Source organism: Luteococcus sp., assembly GCF_043424415.1.
Classification (GTDB): Bacteria; Actinomycetota; Actinomycetes; order Propionibacteriales; family Propionibacteriaceae; genus Luteococcus.
The window spans coordinates 1-14,579 of the sequence record NZ_JBHWOO010000170.1 but is presented as its reverse complement, the minus strand read 5'-3'; the positions used below and the strand labels follow the sequence as shown (position 1 = coordinate 14,579).

At 68.6% G+C, this 14,579-nt stretch carries 15 protein-coding genes and 2 pseudogenes; 5 read left to right on the top strand and 12 right to left on the bottom strand.

The features are described from left to right. Positions 1-39: 39 nt before the first annotated feature. Positions 40-1,653 carry a cation acetate symporter gene (locus ACHFFZ_RS10220; RefSeq protein ID WP_394276519.1) on the bottom strand — a complete coding sequence of 538 codons (1,614 nt, stop codon included), beginning with the start codon at positions 1,651-1,653 and terminating at the stop codon, positions 40-42. After that, the gene (locus tag ACHFFZ_RS10215) at positions 1,650-2,063 is read right to left on the bottom strand and encodes a DUF485 domain-containing protein (RefSeq protein ID WP_394276518.1); all 414 of its coding nucleotides are present in this window, start codon (positions 2,061-2,063) and stop codon (positions 1,650-1,652) included. Before ACHFFZ_RS10215 ends, ACHFFZ_RS10220 begins: the two co-directional genes overlap by 4 nt. A gap of 263 nt (positions 2,064-2,326) precedes the next feature. Between ACHFFZ_RS10215 and truB the strand changes: the two genes are divergently transcribed. Beyond that, entirely contained in the window at positions 2,327-3,214 is an 888-nt protein-coding gene (gene truB / locus ACHFFZ_RS10210; RefSeq protein WP_394276517.1) for a tRNA pseudouridine(55) synthase TruB, read from the top strand. 7 nt (positions 3,215-3,221) lie between these two features. Here truB and ACHFFZ_RS10205 read toward each other — a convergent pair whose 3' ends face one another. Beyond that, positions 3,222-3,533, bottom strand: a complete 312-nt coding sequence (locus tag ACHFFZ_RS10205) for an AzlD domain-containing protein (protein WP_394276516.1) — start codon at positions 3,531-3,533, stop codon at positions 3,222-3,224. Then, entirely contained in the window at positions 3,530-4,192 is a 663-nt protein-coding gene (locus tag ACHFFZ_RS10200; RefSeq protein WP_394276515.1) for an AzlC family ABC transporter permease, read from the bottom strand. The genes ACHFFZ_RS10205 and ACHFFZ_RS10200 overlap by 4 nt, the downstream gene beginning before the upstream one ends. Positions 4,193-4,308: 116 nt before the next feature. On the opposite strand from ACHFFZ_RS10200, the gene ACHFFZ_RS10195 reads away from it, so the two are divergent. Then, positions 4,309-5,205, top strand: coding sequence for a bifunctional riboflavin kinase/FAD synthetase (locus ACHFFZ_RS10195; protein WP_394276514.1), 897 nt, complete (start codon positions 4,309-4,311; stop codon positions 5,203-5,205). A gap of 33 nt (positions 5,206-5,238) precedes the next feature. On the opposite strand, the gene ACHFFZ_RS10190 is transcribed toward ACHFFZ_RS10195, so the two are convergent. From ACHFFZ_RS10190 to ACHFFZ_RS10155, 8 genes are all read right to left on the bottom strand, one after another. Further along, positions 5,239-5,802 carry a hypothetical protein gene (locus ACHFFZ_RS10190; protein ID WP_394276513.1) on the bottom strand — a complete coding sequence of 188 codons (564 nt, stop codon included), beginning with the start codon at positions 5,800-5,802 and terminating at the stop codon, positions 5,239-5,241. Between the two features lie 12 nt (positions 5,803-5,814). Next, complete coding sequence (locus tag ACHFFZ_RS10185) at positions 5,815-6,321, bottom strand: hypothetical protein (RefSeq protein ID WP_394276521.1); 507 nt, start codon at positions 6,319-6,321, stop codon at positions 5,815-5,817. Then, positions 6,321-6,791: a hypothetical protein gene (locus ACHFFZ_RS10180; protein WP_394276512.1), complete on the bottom strand. Its 471-nt coding sequence runs from the start codon at positions 6,789-6,791 to the stop codon at positions 6,321-6,323. The genes ACHFFZ_RS10185 and ACHFFZ_RS10180 overlap by 1 nt, the downstream gene beginning before the upstream one ends. 311 nt (positions 6,792-7,102) lie before the next feature. Further along, a complete protein-coding gene (locus ACHFFZ_RS10175; RefSeq protein ID WP_394276520.1) occupies positions 7,103-8,197 on the bottom strand; it encodes a sodium ion-translocating decarboxylase subunit beta in 1,095 nt (364 codons plus the stop codon). A gap of 56 nt (positions 8,198-8,253) precedes the next feature. Beyond that, positions 8,254-8,760 (bottom strand): biotin/lipoyl-containing protein, encoded by a 507-nt coding sequence (locus ACHFFZ_RS10170; protein WP_394276511.1) that lies wholly within the window; start codon positions 8,758-8,760, stop codon positions 8,254-8,256. 3 nt (positions 8,761-8,763) lie between these two features. Beyond that, entirely contained in the window at positions 8,764-9,171 is a 408-nt protein-coding gene (locus ACHFFZ_RS10165) for an OadG family transporter subunit (RefSeq protein ID WP_394276510.1), read from the bottom strand. A 10-nt stretch (positions 9,172-9,181) separates the two neighbouring features. Then, positions 9,182-10,726, bottom strand: coding sequence for an acyl-CoA carboxylase subunit beta (locus ACHFFZ_RS10160; protein WP_394276509.1), 1,545 nt, complete (start codon positions 10,724-10,726; stop codon positions 9,182-9,184). A gap of 163 nt (positions 10,727-10,889) precedes the next feature. Then, positions 10,890-11,372 carry a GNAT family N-acetyltransferase gene (locus ACHFFZ_RS10155; RefSeq protein WP_394276508.1) on the bottom strand — a complete coding sequence of 161 codons (483 nt, stop codon included), beginning with the start codon at positions 11,370-11,372 and terminating at the stop codon, positions 10,890-10,892. A gap of 283 nt (positions 11,373-11,655) precedes the next feature. On the opposite strand from ACHFFZ_RS10155, the gene rpsO reads away from it, so the two are divergent. The 3 genes and pseudogenes from rpsO to ACHFFZ_RS10140 form a co-directional block, all read left to right on the top strand. After that, positions 11,656-11,919 carry a 30S ribosomal protein S15 gene (gene rpsO / locus ACHFFZ_RS10150; RefSeq protein ID WP_394276507.1) on the top strand — a complete coding sequence of 88 codons (264 nt, stop codon included), beginning with the start codon at positions 11,656-11,658 and terminating at the stop codon, positions 11,917-11,919. Positions 11,920-12,258: 339 nt separating this feature from the next. Beyond that, positions 12,259-13,800: pseudogene (locus tag ACHFFZ_RS10145) on the top strand (polyribonucleotide nucleotidyltransferase); the annotation flags it as partial. A gap of 48 nt (positions 13,801-13,848) precedes the next feature. Beyond that, positions 13,849-14,579 (top strand): annotated as a pseudogene (locus ACHFFZ_RS10140) (KH domain-containing protein); the annotation flags it as partial.

Below are 14,579 nucleotides of genomic sequence, written 5' to 3'. Positions count from 1 at the left end.
AGACTGGTGCCGGGGGCCTCGTGCGAGCAGGGCCATGGATCAGTGGGCGATCGCGCCGCCCGCGCCGATACCGGTCATCGAGCAGACCTCCATCTCGGCCTGCAGCGTGGTGTCCGCCTTCTCCTTGGCGGTCAGGGTGCCGAGGATGCCCGCCACGAAGGCCAGCGGCAGGCTGATGATGGTCGGATTGGTCAGCTCGGTGAGGGCGAAGTCAGCCCCGGGGAAGAAGGCCTTCGGGCTGCCGGAGATCGAGGTGGAGAAGATGATCAGCAGCACCGCAGAGCCCAGGCCGGCATAGATGGACCAGACCGCACCGCGGGTGTTGAAGCGGCGCCAGTACATCGTCATCAAGATGGCGGGCAGGTTGGCCGAGGCGGCCACACCGAAGGCCAGGGAGATCAGGAAGGCGATGTTCTGGCCGTTGGCGAAGATGCCGCCGACCACGGCGAGGATGCCGATGGTCACCGAGGTGATGCGGGCCACCTTCACCTCGTCGGCCGGGTCGACCTCTCCGTCGTGCAGCACGTTGTTGTAGATGTCGTGGGCGAAGGAGGCGCTCGCGGTGATCGTCAGGCCGGCGACGACGGCGAGGATGGTGGCGAAGGCCACGCCCGAGATGATCGCCATGAAGACCGAGCCGCCCAGGTGGTGGGCCAGCAGGGGAGCGGCGGCATTCGGACCGCCCGGGGCGGCGGCGATGGCCTCGGCACCCACCAGGGCGGCGGCGCCGTAGCCGAGCACGAGCGTGAAGATGAAGAAGATGCCGACCAGGCCGATGGTCCACACGGCCGACTTGCGCGCGTCCTGGGCGGTGGGGACGGTGTAGAAGCGCATCAGCACGTGCGGCAGGCCCGAGGGGCCGGCGACCAGCGCCAGGGCGAGCGAGACGAAGGAGAGCTTGGTCCAGAAGTTCGCGCCGTACTGGAGCATCGGCTGCATGATCAGCTCACCCTTGGGATGGGTGGCGACGGCGCTGCCGAAGAGCGTCGACAGGTTGAAGCCCTGCAGGGCCATCACCCAGGCGAACATGATCCCTGCACCGCTGACCAGCAGCACGGCCTTGATCATCTGCACCCAGGTGGTGCCCTTCATGCCGCCGATGAGCACGTAGACGATCATGATGGCGCCCACCAGGGCGATCACGAGGCTCTGACCATTCTTGGAGCTGATGCCCAGCAGCAGGGCCACCAGGCCCCCGGCGCCGGCCATCTGGGCCAGCAGGTAGACGAAACTGATGGTCAGGGTGGAGGCAGCAGCCGCGGTGCGCACCGGCTTCTGGTTCATCCGGAAGCTCATCACGTCGGCCATCGTGTACTTGCCGGTGTTGCGCAGGGGCTCGGCCACCAGCAGCAGGGCGATGATCCAGGCAACGAAGAAGCCCACGGAGTAGAGGAAGCCGTCGAAGCCGTTGACGGCGATCGCGCCGGTGACGCCCAGGAAGGCGGCCGCCGACAGGTAGTCACCGGTGATGGCCAGGCCGTTCTGCCGGCCGGAGAAGGCGCCGCCGCCGGTGTAGAAGTCGGTCGACTTCTTGGCGGAGTCGCGGGTCACCTTGATCACCACGGCCATGGTGCCGATCACGAACAGGGCGAAGATCGAGATGTTCAGGATCGGGTTGCCGACGGTCTCGAGCAGGGGAAGAGTGCGGTTCATCGGACGGCCTCCGTCTCCAGGCGGGTGCGCAGGCGGGCGGCGCGCGGATCGAGGTTCTTGTTGGCGTGACGGACGTAGAGGAAGGTCACCAGGTAGGTGGTGGCGAAGTTGAGCAGCCCGAACAGGATGCCGATCGTCACGAAGCCGGCCACCTTGCGGGCCATGAACTCGGGGGCATAGGTGGCGGCGAGCACGAAGACGAAGTAGACCCCGACGAAGGTGGCCACCATGGGGAAGGCAAAGCTGGTGAAGGACTTGCGCAGCTCACGGTACTCCGCGGAGTCCTGGGCGGCCACGAAGTCGATCCCGTCGATGCTGGGTTCGGGACCGACCTGGCTGAGCTCGGGCAGCGGCCAGTGGTCCTCGGGGAGGTGGGCCTCCACCTCGTCATGGGTATGGGGGTGTGTCATGGCAGCTCCTGTGTGGGCACGCTCGCATCGCTTCGTGGCGATGGATGCGTGGGTGCAACGGTGTCTCGGGCCCCGGGCACGGGGTCGTGGGCAAGGGCACTCATCGAGCCGGGGGTCCGACGGCCGTGCCGCGCGCTCGATGCGATGAGACTGGCATGTTGTGAAGCAGTGCACAAGCAATTGGGTGGAATTTCTCACCAGCGGGCGGGAAGGGTGCCGAATCGTGGCACGCCGCGGTGGCAACGGTCGGTCACAATGGGGGCATGACCTTCGCCGATTCAGGACTGCTCGTCTGCGACAAGCCCCAGGGCTGGACCTCCCACCAGGTGGTGGGGCGGGTCCGCCGGCTGATGGGCACCCGCAAGGTGGGCCACGCCGGAACCCTCGACCCGATGGCCACCGGCGTGCTGCTGGTGGGGGTGAACCGCGCCACCCGCCTGCTGGGACACCTGGCCCTGCACGACAAGCGCTATGAGGCGACGATCCGGCTGGGGCAGGCGACCACCACCGACGACGCCGAGGGCGAGCTGACCACCACGGCCGATGCCTCGGGGCTGGACCGGGCTGCCGTGGAGGCCCAGCTCGACGCCTTCCGCGGCGAGATCCAGCAGGTGCCCAGCTCGGTGAGCGCCATCAAGGTCAACGGCCAGCGGGCCTACAAGCTGGTGCGTGACGGCCAGCAGGTGGAGCTCACGGCGCGCACGGTGACGGTGAGCCACTACGAGGTCCTCGACGTGCGTCCCGGTGACGGGGTGCTGGACGTGGACGTCGAGGTGGAGTGCAGCTCCGGCACCTACATCCGGGCCCTGGCCCGTGACCTCGGCGAGGGGCTGGGGGTGGGCGGCCACCTCACCGCCCTGCGCCGCACCCGGATCGGCAGCTACAACCTGGTGGACCTGCCGGTGGCGGACCTGGAGTCCGACGAACGGCCCGAACTGCTGTCGATGGCCGAGGCGGCCCGGCTGAGCTTCCCCGTCGTCACCCTCGACGAGGAGCAGGCACGCCATGTCTCCTTCGGTCGCTCACTGCACGGCCTGGCCGTCCCGTCGAACCCTACCGGCGTGCTCTCGCCCGACGGGGAGCTGTTGGCCCTCTACCGGCCCGACGACGAGGACCCCGGGACGGCCCGCCCGGTGGCAGTCGTCTCCTGAGTCCCGTTCAGGGCAGGCCGGCCAGCCGGACCAGTGCGGCGGCGGCCGCACCCAGCACGACCACGCCCAGGAAGGGCACCCGGCGCCACAGGGCCAGTGCGGCGACGGCCAGGGCCACGAGCCGGGCGTCCAGCACGAGTTCCTGCCCGGCAGCAACGGCATTGAGCGCCACCAGCGAGCCCAGCAGGCCGACCGTCATGGCCGACATGGTGGCCAGTACCGAAGGGGAGTCCAGCCAGCGACGGGGCAGCAGGTAGCCGACCAGCTTGGTCAGGAAGGCCACCAGGCTGGCGGCGAGCACCCAGGACCACAGGCTCATCGGGCCCTCCCGCGGCGGCCGAGCAGCCGCGCCATGGCCGCAGCCACCGCGGCCGCCACCAGCAGCGGCAGGCCCTGGGGCAGCACGGGAACCAGCAACAGGGTGACGAAGGCCGAGGCGACCGCCACGGCCACCGCCTGGCGGTCCTTCAACCGCGGCCACAGCAGGCCCAGGAAGGCAGCCACGGCGGCACCGTCGAGGCCCCACTGGCGCGGATCGCCCATGCTGTTGCCGGCCACGGCACCCACCAGCGTGAACAGGTTCCACAGGGTGAACACGCCCAGCCCGGCGGTCCAGAAGCCCAGCGACTGCTCCCGCGGGGACTCCTGGGCCGCCGCCGTGGCGACGGACTCGTCGATGGTGACGTGCGCCTGGAGCAGGCGTCGCCAGCCGGTGGGGGCGAAGGTGGCATTCATCTGCGCGCCGTAGACCATGTTGCGCAGGCCCAGCAGGCTGGCCGAGACCAGGGCAGCCGCGCCGCCACCACCCAGCGCCCCGACGAAGGCGAACTGGGAGCCGCCGGTGAACATCAGCAGGCTGAGTGCCTGCGCCTGCAGCACGCTCAGGCCCGCCGCGGTGGCCAGGGCGCCGAAACTGATCCCGTACAGCCCCGTGGCAACGGAGATGGACAGTCCGGTGCGGACGGCGGGCGAGGACATGATGGATCGAGCCTGCCACGCCCGTCGCGTCGACATGACCTGCGTCCATGGGGCGAACTAGACTCCGTCGCGCAGTCTGCACGCGGTGTGCGGCTGGTCGGGGATGAGGTGGCGACGTGGGTTCGAACGTGGTGGCGATCGGCAATTTCGACGGGGTGCACTCCGGGCACGTCGAGGTGCTGCGTCACGCCCACTCCTTGGCGCCCGACGAGCCCTTGGTCGTGGTGACCTTCTGGCCGCACCCGATGCAGGTGCTGCGCCCCGAGGGTGCCCCGCGGCTGCTGACCGACCTTCCCACGCGCCTGGCGCTGCTCAAGCGCGCCGGGGCCAGCGAGGTGCGGGTGGTGCAGTTCACCCGCGACGTGTCCACCTGGAGCCCGGAGGAGTTCGTCCAGCGGATCCTGCTGCCGCTGGACCCCTCCCACGTGGTGGTGGGCACCAACTTCCGCTTCGGCTACCGCGCTGGCGGCACCGTCGACACCTTGCGCGAGCTGGGATCCGGTCGCTTCCAGGTGGAGGCGATGGACCTGCTGGGCGTCGAGGGCCAGACCACCTGTTCCACCGCCGTGCGCGAGGCATTGTCCATCGGCGACGTCGAGCTGGCCGCCACCCACCTGGGCCGCCCCTTCCGCGTGCAGGGCGTTGTGGTGGTGGGCGACCAGCGCGGACGCGAGCTCGGCTTCCCGACGGCCAACCTGCCGGTGGCCCCGGACATGGCCACACCCCTCGACGGCGTCTACGCCGGCTGGCTGACCTGTCTGGGGGACCCGGACGCGCAGCCGATGCCGGCCGCGATCTCGGTGGGCAGCAATCCGACCTTCCAGGGCCTCGAGCGGCGCGTCGAGACCTATGTGCTGGACCGCACGGACCTGGAGCTGTACGGCACCGAGATCGCCGTCGACTTCGTCGCCCGGCTGCGCGGGCAGATCACCTTCACCGGCATCGAGGCCCTGGTCGAGCAGATGGCCCAGGACGTCGAGCGGACCCGCGAACTGCTGGGCGCCAGGCCCTGACCTGCGCCGGTCCCGCTCGTCGCGCGCAGGCGGTCACAGGACCAGGAAGGCCAGCCAGGTGCTCACCGGCGCGATGACGATCATGCTGAAGGCCCAGGTCATCAGCCACTTGATGGTCCGGTCGTAGAGGTATTGCTCGGTATTGGCCAGCATGAGCGCACCGGCCGTGGAGAAGGGGCTCGAGTCCACGGTGGAGGCCGACAGGCACAGTGCGATGACGAAGCCGAGCAGCTCCACCCGCCCGGTGAGCAGCAGCGGTGCGGCGAGCGGCACCAGCACCACGAACATGACATTGGTCGAGGCGAAGGCCGAGGTGAGGGCCGCCACGACCAGCATCAGCAGGGCCGCCAGCAGGGGTGTGCCGATGTGGGCGACGTTGTTGGCCACCAGGGTGACGATCCCGGCGGTCTCCAACATGTTGATGAAGGTGACGATGCCGGCAATCAGCAGCACGACGCCCCAGCCGATCTCCTTGGTGCCCTCCTTGCCGGCGGCGGGGTCGATCACGGCGAGCACCAGGGCGATGCAGAAGGCCGTGTAGCCCACGTCGAGGTGGAAGAAGACGGCCCCGACGACCATGGCCGCGAACAGCGCCATGGTCAGCAGCTACTACCAGGTCCAGCGCTGGCCGTCCACGGAGGAGTTGCCCTCCAGACCCTCCCCGGTGGTGCGCGTCGGGGTGAGGCCCAAGCGGTCTCCATTGCGTCCCGAGAAGAGCAGGCAGGCGCCGATGTTGAGCAGCACGTTCACCACGAAGGTCCACCAGAAGACCGGCATCGGCTGGACGTGGATGCCGTTGTCCACCAGCACGTTGTCGACGATCACCCAGTAGATGGCGATGGGGGAGAATCCTCCGGCATTGGTGCCGTTGAGGATCGACAGGCCCATCACCAGTGGGCTGACCTTGTGGGAGCGGGCGAAGGACAACCCCAGTGGGATCAGGATGGAGTAGGTGGCCAGCGAGAGCGCGCCCGAAGCGGTGATGGCGGCGGCCAGCATGAAGAAGACCCAGGGGATCAGTGACACCTTGCCGTGCACCAGCCTGACCAGCGAGCGCACGATCTGCTGGATTGTGCCATTGGTGCGCGCCACGCCGAACATGTAGGTGACGCCGATCAGCGTGGTGACAAGCGCCCCCGGGAAGCCCTTGCTGATCTCGGCGGCGGGACGTCGAAGTGGAGGGTGCCGGAGATGAAGGCGACCGGGAAGGCGACCACGCCCATGCTGATGTCGCGCCACATCGAGATGCCGAAGATGAACACCAGCAGGGTGATTGCCAGCAACTGTCCGTGCGCCAAGGCCGGCGGCGGGAAGGCAACCAGGGCCCCGGCCGCTGCCAGCAGCAGGAGGCCGGCCAGGGCGAGACCGCGGCGTCGGCGGGGACGGCCCGGGTCGGGGTGGTCGATGGCATCCGGCACCGCGGTCTCGGTCTCGACGAGGGCGGTGGTGACCGGGTCGGGCTGGGAGGACTGGTCGGGGTGGGGGCCGGTGATGGAGCTGATGTCGTCGGGGACGATGACCACGTGCGGGTCAGGGTGCGGATGCTGGCTGGTGCTGTGGGCGGGTTCATCGTGGGCGGTGGGCATGCCATCGTCCTCCTCTGCCCGTGACTGGGCGGACGCCGCCGGGTCACCTGTCGTGAGCCGTCTCGTGTCCGCCGGTGTACTCACCGTTGAGCAGGGGCGTCGAGGGGTGGACCCTCAGGCGTCATGAGGAAATCTTGCCCGCCATGGTACATCCGTGGAGGTCCAGTGCCACGGCGAATGAACGAACTGGTGGCCTGTGAAATCCCACCCAGCAGCATCGGCGCCCGGACGTGCCACGGCTGCCGTCCGATGGTGACCATCGAACGGCAGCCGTGGCGCAGGAGCCGGGTTGTGCCCGACGGGGCCTGGGATCAGGCGGTGCCCATCAGGGCCAGCAGCACGCCGCCGGCGACGGTGGAGGCCACCTGGCCTGCCGCATTGGCTCCCATCGCGTGCATCAGGATGAAGTTCTCGAAGTCGGCCCGCGAGGCCTCCTTCTGCACCACGCGTGCCGCCATCGGGAAGGCCGAGATCCCGGCAGCACCGATCAGCGGGTTGAACTTCCCGCCGGACAACACGTTCAGCAGCTTGCCGAAGAGCACGCCGGCCGCGGTGTCCAGGCAGAAGGCCAGCAGGCCCAGCACCAGGATCATCAGGGTGGAGATCTTCAGGAAGGACGAGCCCACCATCGTGGAGCCGATGGCCAGACCCAGGAAGAGGGTCACGGCATTGGCGATCTCGTTCGACGAGGCCCCCACCAGGCGTTCGACGACGCCCGACTCGCGCATCAGGTTGCCGAACATCAACATGCCGATCAGCGGCGTGGCGAAGGGAACCAGGACACCGACCACGACCGTCACCACGATCGGGAAGAGCACGCGGGTGCGCTTGCTGATCACGCGCTGCGAGTAGGGCATCCGGATGGCGCGTTCCTTCTCGGTGGTCAACGCCCGCATGATCGGCGGCATGATGATCGGGACCAGCGACATGTACGAATAGGCCGCCACCGTGATCGGGGCCAACAGCTGCGGCGCCAACTGACGGCTCACATAGATCGAGGTGGGGCCGTCGATGGCGCCGATGATGCCGATGCTGGCGGCCTCGTTGCGGCTGAAGCCGAGCAGTGCCGCGAGGATCAGCGTCAGGAAGATGCCGAACTGGCCGGCAGCACCCAGCAGCACCATCTTCGGGTTCTCCAGCAGGGGCCCGAAGTCGGTCATGGCGCCGATGCCGATGAAGATCAGCAGCGGGAAGAGCTCGTTGTCGACGCCGGCGTGGCGCAGGACCGTCAGCATGCCCTCGTCGCCCACCAGTGGGGACAGCGGCAGGTTGGTCAGCAGGCAGCCTGCGCCGATCGGCAACAGCAGCAGCGGCTCGTACTCCTTGACCACCGCCAGGCCGATCAGCAGGCAGCCGACGAGCATCATCACCACCGACTGCCAGGTGACATTGGTGATGCCGCGCATCAGCAGGTCGATGGTCGACTCCAGTGGCAGCAGCGCCAGGGTGGCTGCGGCGCCGGTCATGGTTCGAACACCACCAGGACGTCCCCGAAGGCCACCTGGGCGCCGGCCTCGACCGGTACGGAGGCCACGGTCCCGTCACGCTGCGCGCGCAGTTCGTTCTTCATCTTCATGGCCTCGAGCACCAGCAGGGGATCGCCCCGCTTGACGCTCTGGCCGGGCTTGGCGGAAACCGAGAGCACGACGCCGGGCATCGGGGCCGTCATGTTGCCCGCGCCTCCTCCACCCACGGGTGCCGATGCCTGGACGGCAGCGCTCGGGGCCGGGGCCGGTGCAGGTGTGTGCTGGGTCACCCGCGGTGCGGTGGAGGGGCTGGCGGGTAGGATGGTGTGCCCGTGCGCAACCTCCACCTTCGGGGTGATCATGGCCTGCGCCAGGTCCTGGTGGTCGCGCAGCTTGACGTCGATGGTGCGCCCGGCGATCTGCACGCGGAAGCTGTTGGAGGTGACCTCCTCGACGTCCACCTCGTGGTCTTCGCCATTGATCGACATGGTGTAGCGACGCATGGCCTACCTCCTTCTCCAGGACTGGTTCTGGCTGCCGCGGCCAACCGACACCCACCGGCTGGTGTGGATCTGGCTGCCGGGGGCATGGGTTCGTGTCTCGGGGGCTGCCTGCTGGCGGCGCACCTCGAGGTGGGTCACCACGGCCAGGGTGACCGCGGCCGCCTGTTCGACGGTGAGGTCGTCGGTGAGGAAGTCGACGACCGGGACGGCCTCGGCCGTCGTGTCAGTGGTGGCGGTGGAATCGGGGGCGAGCGGCGGCGGGTCGTCGCTGGCAGGCAGGGGCTGGGCGGGTGCCGGCTCCTTGTCGAGCCGCCCCATCAGGAAGAGCACGCCCATCAGCAGCACCAGCAGGCCGAAGACCACGCCCATGCCCACCACGGTCATCTCGAGTCCCCAGGCAAGGTTCTCCATGATCAGTCACCTACACCGGGAAGAGGCCGTGCTTCTTGGGGACATTGCTCTGCACCTTGGTGCGCAAGACCTCCAGGGCACGGATCAGGCGGGGGCGGGTCTCGGCGGGTTCGATGACCTCGTCGATCTGGCCGACATCCGCGGCGCGGTAGGGATTGAAGAACTTCTCGCGGTACTCCTCGACGAAGTGCTGTTCCACGGCGGCGGGGTCCTCGGCGTTCTGGATCTCGCGACGGTTCAGCAGCCGGGCCGCCCCCTCGGCACCCATCACCGCGATCTGGGCGGTGGGCCAGGCGAAGGCGATGTCATTGCCCATCTGCCGCGAGCTGAGCGCCACATAGGAGCCGCCGATGGCCTTGCGGGTCACCACGCTCATCTTCGGGACGGTGGCCTGGCAGTAGGAGTAGATGACCTTGGCGCCGTGCCGGATCACGCCCGCGTACTCCTGCTGCACGCCGGGCAGGTAGCCGGGGCAGTCGACGAAGGTGACGATCGGGATGTTGAACATGTCGCAGATGCGGATGTGCCGGCTGATCTTGTCCGAGGAGTCGATGTCGAGGCAGCCGCTCATCACGGTCGGCTGGTTGGCGATGATGCCCACCGAGTGCCCGTCGAGCCGCGCGAAGGCGCAGATGGCATTGGCGGCCCACTGCTCGTGCACCTGCATCACCGAACCGGAGTCGAAGATGCTGTCCAGCACCAGCCGCATGTCATAGGCGGTGGTGTCGTCCTCGGGGACGATCGTGTTGAGCATCTCGTCCATCCGGTCGGGCGAGTCATAGCCAACGACGGAGGGGGCGTCCTCGGTGTTGTTCTGCGGCAGGTAGCTGAGCAGCCGCTTGACCATCTCGATGGCTGCCTGTTCGTTGGCCGCGCTGAGCTGGGCGACGCCGGAGCGTCCGTTGTGCACGAAGGAGCCGCCGAGGTCCTCGGCACTGACCTGCTCGCCAGTGACGGCCTTGATCACCTCGGGGCCGGTCAGGAACATGTTGGAGGTCGTCTCCACCATCACGGTGAAGTCGGTCAGTGCGGGGGAGTAGACGGCGCCGCCGGCGCAGGGGCCCATGATCAGGCTGATCTGCGGGATCACCCCGGATGCGGCCACATTGCGGTAGAAGACCTCGCCATAGGCGGCCAGGGAGCGCACGCCCTCCTGGACGCGGGCGCCCCCCGAGTCGTTGAGCCCCACCAGGGGCACGCCTGCCTCTAGCGCGAGGTCCTGGATCCGGCTGATCTTCTGGGCCTGCACCTCGCTGAAGGAGCCCCCCAGGACGGTGAAGTCCTGGGCGAAGACCGCCACCCGCCGGCCGTTGATCTTGCCGAAGCCGGTGATCACGCCGTCGCCGGGGAAGCGCTTGTCCCCCATGCCGAAGTCGGTGGTGTTGTGGGTCGCCAGTGCGCCGAGTTCCTGGAAGGAGGCCTCGTCCAGCAGGAAGGAGAGCCGCTCCCGGGCGGTCATCTTCCCCTTGGCGTGCTGGGCGTCGATCCTGTCTGGACCGCCTCCGGCGAGGGCCTGTTCGCGCATCCGGCGAAGGGCCTCGAGTCGCTGCGTCATTGCCTCGTCTCCTGATTCCCCGGGATTCCTGGTCTGTGGTCCCGGGCCGGCTCCAACGCTAGACCTCCCTGCTGACAGGCGGAAGGGCGGGGGGGGCTGGTGTGGAACAGCTCACACCGCCCTTCCGCAAGTGGCATGCAGGTGCAGGCCGCAGCCTGCCGGATCAGTAGGCGCGCAGCGACTTGCGATAGATCGCGTAGTGGTTGCTGATCTGGTCGGGATCGGCAACCACGTGCTCCTCGGGGTTCTCGATGACCAGGTGGTTCCCGGTGGGGGCATAACCCAGCTGCAGGAACAGCGAGATCGCCTTGGCATTGTCGGGCGAGACCGACAGGTAGACCTTCTCGTGGCCGGCCTCGCGGGCCTGCTCCTCCAGCCAGGTCCACAGGGTGTGGGCGGCACCGGCGCGGCGGTGCTCGGGGTAGATCCACAGGTTCTTGATCTCGGGCTGCAGTTCCTCGTCGACGTAGTCGAGGAAGCCGCTGCCGACGACCTTGCCGTCCAGCTCGACGACGGCGTAGATGCCGGTTCCGTCCTGCATCTCCTGGTAGCGCCTTCCCACCAGGTCGATCTCGGGGCGTGTCTGGTTCGTGCGCAGCCCTTCCAGGTCGCGTTCCTCGGCTCGGCGTGCGGTGATTTCGCTCATGACAGCTCCTCCTGGGGGTGCCACGACCGGTGCGTGGCGGGTTGCGAAGACGGATCCTCCTGTGTCACAGGGTAGTTGGGCCCAGCCCATCCGGCACGGAGCTGCGACCCGGGGGACCGGAATTGGGGCGGGGGAGCACCGGACTGGTACAGTGGCTGACTGCCGTCATGTCGGCCGCGGCCCAGCAAGAGCTCCACAGGCACCAGACGTGCCGGACTCCAGTACCAGTGGTACCGGGCACCAGGGGCGCCGCGCAACGGGAAACCGAAGGAGGAGCATCGTCATGGACGCTGCCCAGAAGAAGAAGATCGTCGAAGAGTACGCGACCCACCCGGGCGACACCGGCTCCCCCGACGTGCAGATCGCGCTGCTGACCAAGCGCATCTCCCACCTCACCGAGCACCTGAAGCAGCACAAGGGTGACCACCACAGCCGTCGCGGCCTGATGCTGATGGTCGGCCAGCGCCGCCGTCTGCTGAACTACGTCATGAAGAACGATGTCGAGCACTACCGTGCGCTGATTGCCCGTCTGGGCCTGCGCCGCTGATCGCAGACGTCATCGAGGGGGAGTGGCCCGACGGGTCGCTCCCCCTCAGTGCATCCGGCCCCGCGTCCTCGCGTCGGCCCCCTTTTGTCGGGGGCGGTCGCTAGGCTGGGGGCCATGGGCCCACGGGCCCGCAGCAAGAACTGAACACGTACTGCCCCTGCGCAGGCCACCCAGACCACCGAGCCCCGCTCGTCTGGTCCTCGGTAGTGGCCCTCGGGTCGCCCTCCCAAGGAGTGCGTCGCCCCGTGGGCCTCGATCGAAGACCGGCAGCAGGCCGCGTCGACAGCACGAGGCTGTCCCCGGGTGTGGGTGGACCTGCACCAAGAGAAAGGAGTCCCCATGGAGGGACCCGACCTGAAGTTCGCCGAAGCCGTCATCGACAATGGCTCCTTCGGCAAGCACACCGTCCGTTTCGAGGCCGGCGTGCTGGCCCAGCAGGCCGACGGCGCCGCAGCCGTCTACCTGGACGGCGACACCATGCTGCTGAGCGCCACCACCGCGCAGAAGTCGCCGCGTGAGTCCATCGACTTCTTCCCCCTGACCGTCGACGTCGAGGAGCGCATGTACGCCGCGGGACGCATCCCCGGCTCCTTCTTTCGTCGTGAGGGCCGCCCCTCGGAGGGCGCCATCCTGGCCTGTCGCCTGATCGACCGCCCGCTGCGCCCGTCCTTCGTCAAGGGCCTGCGCAACGAGGTCCAGGTCGTCGTCACCGTGATGGCCCTCAACCCGCAGGTCTACTACGACGTCGTGGCCATCAACGCCGCCTCGATGTCCACCCAGATCGCCGGGCTGCCCTTCTCGGGCCCGATCGGCGGTGTGCGCGTCGCCCTGATCGGTGACCAGTGGGTCTGCTTCCCCAGCGTCGACCAGATGGAGCAGGCTACCTTCTCCATGGCCGTGGCCGGCCGGGTCCTGCCCGATGGCGACGTCGCCATCATGATGGTCGAGGCCGGTGGCACCGAGGCCACCTGGGAGCTCGTGCGCGGCGGCGCCACCGCCCCCACCGAGGAGGTCGTCGCCCAGGGCCTGGACGCCGCGAAGCCCTTCATCAAGGCGCTGTGCGATGCCCAGTCCGAGCTGGCCGCCCAGCTGCCCAAGGAGACCTTCGACTTCCCGGTCTTCAAGGAGTACAGCGACGAGGCCTGGGAGGCCGTGCAGTCGATCAAGGACGAGCTGGCCAAGGCGATGACCATCGCCGGCAAGCAGGAGCGCGACGACGCCACCCACGCCCTGCGCCAGCAGGTCACCGAGGCCAATGAGCAGATCGCGCCCACCGATGTCTCGGCCGCCTTCAAGGCCCTGACCAAGAAGATCGTGCGCCACCGCACGCTCACCGAGAAGGTCCGCATCGACGGCCGTGGCGTGCGCGACATCCGCACCCTGTCGGCCGAGGTCGGCGTGATCCCGCGCGTGCACGGCTCGGCCCTGTTCCAGCGTGGCGAGACCCAGATCCTGGGCGTCACCACCCTGAACATGCTCGACATGGAGCAGAAGCTCGACACGCTGAGCCCCGAGCGCACCAAGCGCTACATGCACAACTACAACTTCCCGCCGTACTCGACCGGCGAGACCGGCCGTGTGGGTTCGCCCAAGCGTCGCGAGATCGGCCACGGTGCGCTCGCCGAGCGCGCCCTGGTGCCCGTGATCCCGCCGCGCCAGGAGTTCCCCTACGCGATCCGCCAGGTCTCCGAGGCGCTGGGCTCCAACGGCTCCACCTCGATGGGTTCGGTCTGCGCCTCCACCATGGCGCTGCTCAATGCCGGCGTGCCGCTGAAGGCCCCCGTGGCCGGCATCGCCATGGGCCTGATGAGCGAGGAGGTCGACGGCCAGGTGCAGTACGTCGCCCTCACCGACATCCTGGGTGCCGAGGACGCGCTGGGTGACATGGACTTCAAGGTCACCGGTACCTCCGAGTTCGTCACCGCCCTGCAGCTCGACACCCTGTCCCCGGTGACGCGCAAGCGCTTCATGCACAACTACAACTTCCCGCCCTACTCCACCGGTGAGACCGGCCGGGTCGGCTCACCCAAGCGCCGCGAGATCGGCCACGGGGCGCTGGCCGAGCGGGCGATCGAGCCGGTGCTGCCCACCCGCGAGGAGTTCCCCTACGCGATCCGCCAGGTCTCTGAGGCCCTGAGCTCCAACGGCTCGACCTCCATGGGCTCGGTCTGCGCCTCGACCCTGTCGATGCTCAACGCCGGCGTGCCGCTGCGCGCCCCGGTGGCCGGCATCGCCATGGGCCTGATCACCGGCGAGGTCGACGGCAAGCCGGCCAGCGTCGCGCTGACCGACATCCTGGGCGCGGAGGACGCGCTCGGCGACATGGACTTCAAGGTCGCCGGCACCTCCGAGTTCGTCACGGCCATCCAGCTGGACACCAAGCTCGACGGCATCGACGCCGAGGTCCTGGGCGCCGCCCTGGCCCAGGCCCGCGATGCCCGCCTGGCCATCCTCAACGTGATCGCCTCCGCGATCGATGCACCGGACGAGATGTCCGAGTACGCCCCGCGGATCATCACGGTCAACGTGCCCGTCTCCAAGATCGGCGAGGTCATCGGCCCCAAGGGCAAGATGATCAACCAGATCCAGGAGGACACCGGCGCGGACATCTCCATCGAGGACGACGGCACCGTGTTCATCGGCGCCGTGGACGGCCCCTC

What these genes read in the sequence shown, in the direction of transcription:
- ACHFFZ_RS10215 (WP_394276518.1), bottom strand. Translation starts at nt 2,063, where the DNA reads ATGACACACCCCCATACCCATGACGAGGTGGAGGCCCACCTCCCCGAG.
- ACHFFZ_RS10165 (WP_394276510.1), bottom strand. Translation starts at nt 9,171, where the DNA reads ATGGAGAACCTTGCCTGGGGACTCGAGATGACCGTGGTGGGCATGGGC.
- ACHFFZ_RS10160 (WP_394276509.1), bottom strand. Translation starts at nt 10,726, where the DNA reads ATGACGCAGCGACTCGAGGCCCTTCGCCGGATGCGCGAACAGGCCCTC.
- ACHFFZ_RS10175 (WP_394276520.1), bottom strand. Translation starts at nt 8,197, where the DNA reads ATGCGCGGCATCACCAATGTCACCTGGCAGTCGGTGGTGATGATGCTC.
- ACHFFZ_RS10220 (WP_394276519.1), bottom strand. Translation starts at nt 1,653, where the DNA reads ATGAACCGCACTCTTCCCCTGCTCGAGACCGTCGGCAACCCGATCCTG.
- ACHFFZ_RS10155 (WP_394276508.1), bottom strand. Translation starts at nt 11,372, where the DNA reads ATGAGCGAAATCACCGCACGCCGAGCCGAGGAACGCGACCTGGAAGGG.
- ACHFFZ_RS10170 (WP_394276511.1), bottom strand. Translation starts at nt 8,760, where the DNA reads ATGCGTCGCTACACCATGTCGATCAATGGCGAAGACCACGAGGTGGAC.
- ACHFFZ_RS10200 (WP_394276515.1), bottom strand. Translation starts at nt 4,192, where the DNA reads ATGTCCTCGCCCGCCGTCCGCACCGGACTGTCCATCTCCGTTGCCACG.
- truB (WP_394276517.1), top strand. Translation starts at nt 2,327, where the DNA reads ATGACCTTCGCCGATTCAGGACTGCTCGTCTGCGACAAGCCCCAGGGC.
- ACHFFZ_RS10205 (WP_394276516.1), bottom strand. Translation starts at nt 3,533, where the DNA reads ATGAGCCTGTGGTCCTGGGTGCTCGCCGCCAGCCTGGTGGCCTTCCTG.
- rpsO (WP_394276507.1), top strand. Translation starts at nt 11,656, where the DNA reads ATGGACGCTGCCCAGAAGAAGAAGATCGTCGAAGAGTACGCGACCCAC.
- ACHFFZ_RS10180 (WP_394276512.1), bottom strand. Translation starts at nt 6,791, where the DNA reads ATGCCCACCGCCCACGATGAACCCGCCCACAGCACCAGCCAGCATCCG.
- ACHFFZ_RS10190 (WP_394276513.1), bottom strand. Translation starts at nt 5,802, where the DNA reads ATGGCGCTGTTCGCGGCCATGGTCGTCGGGGCCGTCTTCTTCCACCTC.